We start from the raw sequence: 7545 nt of genomic DNA, 5'->3' as shown, positions 1-7545 counted from the left end.
GTGCTGGTCCTCGGATTGCAGACGGGTCAGGTCGACCACGTTCACGACCCGCACGGACAGGTCAGGGATGTGCTCGCGCAGCAACGCGGCCGCGGCGAGCACCTCGAGGGTGGGCACGTCGCCGGCGGCGGCGAGCACCACGTCCGGCTCGGCGCCCTCGGTCTCGGTGCCGGCCCAGGGCAGGATGCCCAGGCCCCGGGTGCAGTGCTCGATCGCCTCGTCCATGGTGAGCCACTGCGGGGCGGGCTGCTTTCCGGCGACGACGACGTTGATGTAGCCGGTGGAGCGCAGGCAGTGGTCGTAGGTGGACAGCAGCGTGTTCGCGTCGAACGGGAGGTAGACGCGGACGATGTCGGGGCTCTTGTTCAGGGCGAGGTCGATGAACCCGGGGTCCTGGTGGCTGAACCCGTTGTGGTCCTGCCGCCAGACGTGGCTGGAGAGCAGGTAGTTGAAGCTCGGCACCGGTTCCCGCCAGGGCACCTCGCTGGCGGCTTCGAGCCATTTGGCGTGCTGGTTGAACATCGAGTCGACGATGTGCGTGAACGCCTCGTAGCAGTTGAACAGGCCGTGCCGGCCGGTGAGGACGTACCCTTCGAGCCAGCCCTGGCACTGGTGCTCGCTGAGCACCTCCATCACCCGCCCGGTCGGCGCCAGATGCTCGTCCACCGGCAGCACGGTCGCGTTCCACTGCTTGCCGGTGGCCTCGAACACGGGCGGGGCGAGCCGGTTGGAGGCGGTCTCGTCGGGGCCGAAGATGCGGAAGTTGTCCGGGTTGTGCCGGATCACGTCGGCGAGCCATTCGCCGAGCATCCGGGTCGCCTCCGCCGTTCCCGTGCCTCGCGCCTCGGGGTCGACCGGGTGGGCGTGGTCGCGGAAGTCGCCCAGGCGCAGCGGGACGGTCAGCTGCCCGCCGTTCGCGACCGGGTTAGCGCTCATCCGCCGCGCTCCGGCCGGGGCGGCGGCGACCGTGGCGGGGAACGGGGCGCCGTCGGCGTCGAAGAGCTCGTCGGGCCGGTAGGAGGCCAGCCAGTCCTGGAGGATCTGCAGGTGCTCGGGGGTGTCGCGGACCTCGGCGAGCGGCACCTGGTGGGACCGCCAGGTGCCCTCCACGGGGAGCCCGTCGATCACCGGCGGGCAGGTCCAGCCTTTCGGGCTGCGCAGCACGATCGCTGGCCACGCCGGCCGGCCTTCCAGGGTGCCGGCCGCCGCGGCGGTCTTGATGTCCGCGATCCGGTCCAGCACCTCGTCCAGCACGCCGGCGAACCGGGCGTGGGACTCCCGCGGGTCCTCGCCGTCGAAGCCGACGGTGACCACGAACGGCTCGTGGCCGTAGCCGCGCAGCAGCGCGACCAGCTCGTCCTCGGGGATGCGGGACAGCACCGTCGGGTTGGCGATCTTGTACCCGTTCAGGTGCAGGATCGGTAGCACCACCCCGTCCGCGGCGGGGTTGAGGAACTTGTTGCCGTGCCACGCGGTCGCCAGCGGCCCGGTCTCGGCCTCCCCGTCGCCGATCACGCACGCGACCAGCAGGTCCGGGTTGTCGAACGCGGCGCCGTAGGCGTGGACGAGGGAATAGCCGAGCTCGCCGCCCTCGTTGATCGACCCGGGCGTGTCCGGGGACGCGTGCGAGGGGATGCCGCCGGGGAAGGAGAACTGCCGGAACAGCGCCTTGAGCCCCTCCTCGGTGCGGTCGATCCGCGGGTACAGCTCCGTGTAGGTGCCGTCCAGGTAGGCGTTGGCGACCATGCCCGGCCCGCCGTGCCCCGGCCCGGTCACGTACAGGGTGTTCAGATCCCGGTCGGTGATCGCCCGGTTGAGGTGGGCGTACAGGAAGTTCAGGCCCGGGGTGGTGCCCCAGTGCCCCAGTAGTCGAGGCTTGATGTGCTCCGCGGTGAGCGGGTCGCGCAGCAGCGGGTTGTCGAGCAGGTAGATCTGCCCGATGCTCAGGTAGTTCGCCGCCCGCCACCACGCATCCACCTCCTCCAGTCGTTCCGGGGTGACGGCGGTGGTGCGGTATGCCCAGCGGGCCGGTGCGGTGCTCATGGTCGGTCTCCTCGAGGTTCGCGGCCGAGGCCGCCGAATGTGGTCATGGTGATAGTGGTCATTGTGCGGTCCCTGCCGGGAGGACGACGGTGGTCTCGGTGCCGTGGATCCAGACGATGCCGCGGTCGTCGACGAGCACGACCGCCCCATCTGCGTTCCCGAGCGCCTGGACGGTGCCCGTGGCGGCACCGACGCTGTCCCAGGATCCGGTGCCGGTGACTCGCCAGAGGGTGCCGTCGGTGTCGACGCCGACCAGCCCGCCCGTGGAGTCCGCCTCCACCAGGTAGAGCGGCGGCGCATCCGCGACGAGGTCGAAGGTGGCGCCCGCATCCCGGCTCTCCTGCAGGCCCTGCCGCGTCGCGGCGTAGAGGGTGCCGTCGGTGGTGACGGTCAGGTCGGCGGCGGGGAGCTCGGCGCCGTCGATCCAGGTGGTCCCGCCGTCGGTGCTGGTGCGGATGGTGATCGAGCTGGACCCGATCCCGTGGATCGCACCGTCTCCGGCGGTGAGGACGTGGAAGTCCTCCTGCCCGGTAAACGCGACCGGCTCCCAGGTGGTCCCGGCGTCGGTGCTTCGGATGAGTCCCAGGTTGTGCTCGCCGAGCTCCGCCGGGGTGTTCGGTCCCGGGTGCCCGGAGGCGTAGAGGACGTCGCCGTCGGCGGTCAGGCCCATCGCGTCGAAGTCCGCGCCTCCCAGGGGGCCGGAGATGTCGCCGGTGTCGGTGAGGGTGTAGAGGCCTGCGTGGGCGCCCAGCAGCACGGTGCTCCCGCCGAGGTCGACGATGCCGTGCACATGACCGAGACCGGTATCCGGGGCGGGTGCCGAGGTGGCGGTCGGCGTGGAGGTGCAGCCGGTCAGCAGCAGGCCCGCAGCAGCGGCGACGGCAGCGGCCGTGATCGTGGTGGCGTTGCTGCTCATGCGATCGCCTGGATGAAGAGAATGGTCGCCGCGGACAGGATGATCAGGGCGAGGATGATGCCCACGAAGCACGCGGCCAGAGTCCGGGAAGTCATGATGGGCCTTTCGACGGGCCGGCGCTGTCGGTCAGGACGGATGCGCCGGGCGGATCGCCGGGCCTCGGGCGGGGCCAGGTCAGGGGTGGTCGGCCCCGCCCGAGGGGTTCGGGTCAGAGGGTGGCGAGGATGTCCTGCATGGTGGTGATCTCGGCGGTCTGTCCGTCGATGATCTGCTGGGCGAGCGCGGCCACGTCCGGGTTCTCGCCGTTGTTCAGCACCATCTGGGCCATGGTGACGGCGCCCTGGTGGTGGCCGACCATGCCCTCGAGGAACAGCCGGGTCGCCTCGACCCCGGTGGCGGCGTCCAGGGCGGCCATGTCGTCGTCGGACATCATCCCGTCGCCGTGGTCCATGCCGCCCATCCCGCCCATCCCGCCCATGTCGGACATGGAGTCGTCGTAGGGGATTCCCCAGTCCTCGAGCCAGCCCTTCATGGTCTGGATCTCGGGGCCTTGGGCGGCTTTGATCTGCTCGGCGAGGGTCACGACCCGCTCGTCGATGCCGTCCTTGGCCAGGATCTGATCGGCCATCTCGATGGCCTGTTCGTGGTGCGGGATCATCATCGTGACGAACATCTCGTCAGCGGAGTTGAACGATGCCTGCTCGGAGGGGGCGGGGGTGCCGCTGGTCATGCCGCCGGGGCCGTGGTCCATGCCGGGCATGGATCCGTCGGTGGGCGCGCAGCCGGCGAGCACGAGCGCAGCGGCGAGCGCGGCGGTGCTCAGCGCGAGAATGCGGAAACGCATGGGTGGGTGTCCTTGTCTAGTCAGTCGAATGGTGAGTTGATTCCCGAGCCGTATGCGGGCACGGCGCAGCATCTCCCGGCACAGCGGCGACGGGAGGGCGGGGAATCAGGTTCGACTGATCGACAGGACGATGAGGGAAGGTGGTCGGGGGTGCGGTAACGCGGTGAGCACATTCCGCCCGTGCAGGCGTAGCAGGGCGAGGACGGTGCCCAGGCGGGCCAGCAGCGCCGGGGCGAGCAGCACGATGGTGGCGGCCAGCAGCGCCAGCACGCACGCCATCATCAGCATCGAATGGTCCGGCATTCCGCCCGAGCTGTCGCAGTCGCCCTCGCAGTGCCCGCCCGAAGCCTCGGTGCCTGTCCCGATGGTGTTCTCGAGCATGCTCCCGGTCGCGACGGTGCCGCCCAGGTCAGAGTCGGGCGCGGCATGGGCGGCTTCGGAGGCCGCTGCGGGGGTGTCGGCGTGCCCGCTGGTGAGCATGCCGGTGAGGGTGTGCATGGCCAGCAGGCCGGCGATCAGCAGGAGCGCGGTCGCGAAGGTCAGCAGCAGCCGGTGCAGCCCGGATGGGGCGTGCACCAGGGTTCGGATGTGGTTCACCGCCGACCTCCTTCCCGCGTCCAGCGTACCCCGGTGTGCCTGGATCCCCGCCGGCGCCGATCGGGCGCACGGCGGTCCTGCCCAGCCTGGTCGCCCGACCGATGCCTGGCCAGGGGCGATGGTCCCGGATGGGGACCGGTGCGCGGCAACCGGCTCATCGGCGGCCCGTTCCGGCACGGTGGGCCTTCTCCATCAGAGCCAGCAGCCCGAGGGTGTCGTCCTTGATCTGGGTGCGACCGACGACGGCCCAGTTGCGGGCGAGGTGATCGCGGAGATAGTCGAGGATGTGCTCGAGGGGGACGGTGTGCCAGGAGCCGGACCGATGGGGGCGGGCGGTGTTGCCGAACGCGACCGTGCGGATCAGGTGGCCCTCCGGGGCGAGGACCTGCCCGGCCGTCAGCAGCTCCTGGACGAGGGCGGGCGCGTCGGCGGGGGTGCAGCAGCCGAACCGGGCGAACGCGGCCTCCAGCACCGCGGGGTCGCGCATCGCGGGGTTCAGCTTCGGGGCGCCCTCCTTGACCTCGCCGACGATCATGTCCGGCGCCCCGGGGCGGGCGCCGAGGGCCGGGTCGGGGTCGTCGCCGGGGATGTGGTGCAGTCGGATCGCGAGGATGTCCAGGTCGGTGACGGTGCGCGGCCCGTCCGGACCGGTCGCGTCCAGCACCGGGTACTCGGCGACGGTGAAGTACCCGTTCACCCGCAGGTAGGCCTGCACCAGACCGACCGCTGTATCCATCCCGCGCCCCCTTTCCCTGCCGTCGTGGGTCAGGCGGCGTTGGCGTAGCGGGCGGGGTCGCCGTCGAACAGCGGCCCGCACTCGGGGCAGCAGAACCAGTACCGCGCGCCTTCGTAGTCACGGAACAGGCCGCGCTTCTCTGCCCACGCCGGGTCGACCTGATTGCCGGGCATGACCGGGCAGGTGACGAGGTTGGTCGCCCCGGCCGGGGGCTCATGGTGATGGTGCTCGTGGGATCCGTGATCGTGCGCGGCGTGCTCGTGGCCGGTGTGGTGCTCGTGGTCGTGCGTCATGGCGGTCTCCTTGCGTGGGTGTCAGGCGTGGACGGGGGTGGTGTCGCGGCTGGGCGTCAGGACGGTGGGCGTCGGGGCGGGCAGGAGGCGGAAGCGGCGCAGTCGGAGGCTGTTGGTGACGACGAACACGCTGCTGAACGCCATCGCGGCGGCGGCGAGGATGGGGTTGAGCAGGGCGAGCATCGCGACCGGGATCGCGGCGACGTTGTACGCGAACGCCCAGAACAGGTTGCCCTTGATGGTGCCCAGGGTGCGGCGGGCGAGCCGGATCGCGTCCGGGACCAGGAGCAGGTCGCCGGAGACGATGGTCAGGTCCGCGGCGGTGATGGCCGCGTCGGTGCCGGTGCCCATTGCGATGCCGAGGTCCGCTTGGGCGAGGGCGGCGGCGTCGTTCACGCCGTCGCCGACCATCGCGACCACCCGTCCGGATGCCTGCAGCTCGCGGATGGTGTCGAGTTTGCCCTGCGGGGTGACTCCGGCGCGGACGTCCTCGATGCCGGCGTCGTCGGCGATGGTGCGGGCGGCGCCGGGGTTGTCGCCGGTGAGCAGGATCGGGGTCAGCCCGAGCCCGCGCAGTCGGGCGATGGCCTCACGGCTGGTGGGCTTGATGGTGTCGGCGACGCTGATCGCGCCGCGCGCCTGCCCGTCCCACGCCACGACGGTCACGGTGGCGCCCGCGGCCTCGTCGGCCGTGATCGTCGCGGCGAGCTCGTCGGGGATCGCGATCGCCCATTGCCCGGTGATCCAGGTGGCGCGGCCGGCGGCGACCATGCGGCCGTCGACGATGCCCTGCACGCCTTGACCGGCCTCGGCGGCGAATGACTCCACGGCATCCGTCGGGCCGTCGGCTGCGGCGGTGATGGCGCGGCCGATGGGGTGCTCGGAGTCGTGCTCGAGCGCCGCGGCGAACCGGATCAGCTCCGCCTCATCGGTGCCGGGAGCGGGGTGGATGCCGGTGACGGTCATGGTGCCGGCGGTGATGGTGCCGGTCTTGTCGAGCACGACGGTGTCGATGCGGCGGGTCTGCTCGAGCACCTGGGGTCCGCGGATGAGGATGCCCAGCTGGGCGCCGCGGCCGGTGCCGACCAGCAGAGCGGTCGGCGTCGCCAGCCCCAGCGCGCACGGGCAGGCGATGATCAGGGTGGTCACCGCGGCGGTGAAGGCGACCTCCAAGGGCGCCCCCGCGATCAGCCACCCGGCGAACGCGGCCAGGGCGAGGACAATGACGATGGGGACGAAGACGGCCGACACCCGGTCGGCGAGGCGCTGCACCTGGGCCTTGCCGGTCTGCGCCTCCTCGACCAGCCGCGCCATCCGGGCCAGCTCGGTGTCGGCGCCGACGCGGGTGATCTGCACGAGCAGGCGCCCGCCGGTGTTCACAGTCGCGCCGACCACGCGGGAGCCGGGGGCGACTTCGACCGGCACGGACTCGCCGGTCAGCATCGACTCGTCCACCGCGGACATTCCCTCGGTGACGAGGCCGTCGGCGGGGATCTTCTCACCCGGCCGCACCACCACGACATCACCCGGAACGAGCTGTGCGACGGGGACGCGCTGCTCAGTGCCTTCGCGGAGGATCACTGCGTCCTTGGCGCCGAGCTCCAGCAGGGCGCGCAGGGCCTCGCCGGACTGCCGCTTGGCACGAACCTCGAGGTAGCGGCCGAGGAGGATGAACACGGTCACCAGCGCGGCGACCTCCAGGTACACCTCGTGGCCACCGGCCTGCGGGGTGCCGACGAAGGTGACGCTCATCCGCATTCCCGGCATCCCCGCACCGCCGAAGAACAGCGCGTACAGCGACCAGCCGAACGCGGCCAGCACCCCGACGCTGATCAGAGTGTCCATCGTCGCCGCCCCGTGCCGGGCATTGATCGCCGCGGCGCGGTGGAACGGCCACGCCCCCCACACCACCACCGGCGCGGCCAGGGTGAGCGTGAGCCACTGCCAGTAGGTGAACTGCAGGGCGGGGATCATCGACAGCACCGCGACCGGCACCGCCAGCACCGCCGAGACGATCAGCCGCTGCCGCAGCGACGCCAGCTCATCGTCCCGCGGGATGGTCTGCTCAGCCGTGTCGGGCACAGGCGGGGCTGGGAGGCTCGCTCCGTACCCCGCC

At 71.6% G+C, this 7545-nt stretch carries 7 protein-coding genes; all 7 read right to left on the bottom strand.

All coding sequences use genetic code 11. From position 1 onward, the window contains the following. Window positions 1-2043 (bottom strand): phosphoketolase (locus tag MIC448_RS16160; RefSeq protein ID WP_036302056.1); only part of this gene is annotated, 2043 nt, incomplete at its 3' end. Window positions 2044-2101: 58 nt separating this feature from the next. Next, window positions 2102-2959: a F510_1955 family glycosylhydrolase gene (locus tag MIC448_RS16155; protein ID WP_036302054.1), complete on the bottom strand. Its 858-nt coding sequence runs from the start codon at window positions 2957-2959 to the stop codon at window positions 2102-2104. 208 nt (window positions 2960-3167) lie between these two features. Further along, window positions 3168-3803, bottom strand: coding sequence for a DUF305 domain-containing protein (locus tag MIC448_RS16150; RefSeq protein WP_036302052.1), 636 nt, complete (start codon window positions 3801-3803; stop codon window positions 3168-3170). A gap of 105 nt (window positions 3804-3908) precedes the next feature. Beyond that, the gene (locus MIC448_RS16145; RefSeq protein WP_036302050.1) at window positions 3909-4400 is read right to left on the bottom strand and encodes a DUF6153 family protein; all 492 of its coding nucleotides are present in this window, start codon (window positions 4398-4400) and stop codon (window positions 3909-3911) included. A 154-nt stretch (window positions 4401-4554) separates the two neighbouring features. Then, a complete protein-coding gene (locus MIC448_RS16140; RefSeq protein WP_021065011.1) occupies window positions 4555-5136 on the bottom strand; it encodes a hypothetical protein in 582 nt (193 codons plus the stop codon). Between the two features lie 29 nt (window positions 5137-5165). After that, complete coding sequence (locus MIC448_RS16135; protein ID WP_021010667.1) at window positions 5166-5429, bottom strand: YHS domain-containing protein; 264 nt, start codon at window positions 5427-5429, stop codon at window positions 5166-5168. Window positions 5430-5450: 21 nt separating this feature from the next. Further along, the coding region (locus MIC448_RS16130) for a copper-translocating P-type ATPase (protein WP_036302058.1) at window positions 5451-7545 on the bottom strand (2095 nt) is incomplete at its 5' end.

It is taken from the genome of Microbacterium sp. C448, assembly GCF_000582705.2.
Lineage (GTDB): Bacteria > Actinomycetota > Actinomycetes > Actinomycetales > Microbacteriaceae > Microbacterium > Microbacterium lacus_A.
The sequence above is the reverse complement of the archived record's forward strand: the minus strand, read 5'-3'. Positions and strand labels throughout refer to the sequence as shown.

Bases quoted from the DNA above. Each gene is read 5' to 3' on its own strand.
- MIC448_RS16155 (WP_036302054.1), bottom strand. From the start codon at position 2,959: ATGAGCAGCAACGCCACCACGATCACGGCCGCTGCCGTCGCCGCTGCT.
- MIC448_RS16150 (WP_036302052.1), bottom strand. From the start codon at position 3,803: ATGCGTTTCCGCATTCTCGCGCTGAGCACCGCCGCGCTCGCCGCTGCG.
- MIC448_RS16140 (WP_021065011.1), bottom strand. From the start codon at position 5,136: ATGGATACAGCGGTCGGTCTGGTGCAGGCCTACCTGCGGGTGAACGGG.
- MIC448_RS16135 (WP_021010667.1), bottom strand. From the start codon at position 5,429: ATGACGCACGACCACGAGCACCACACCGGCCACGAGCACGCCGCGCAC.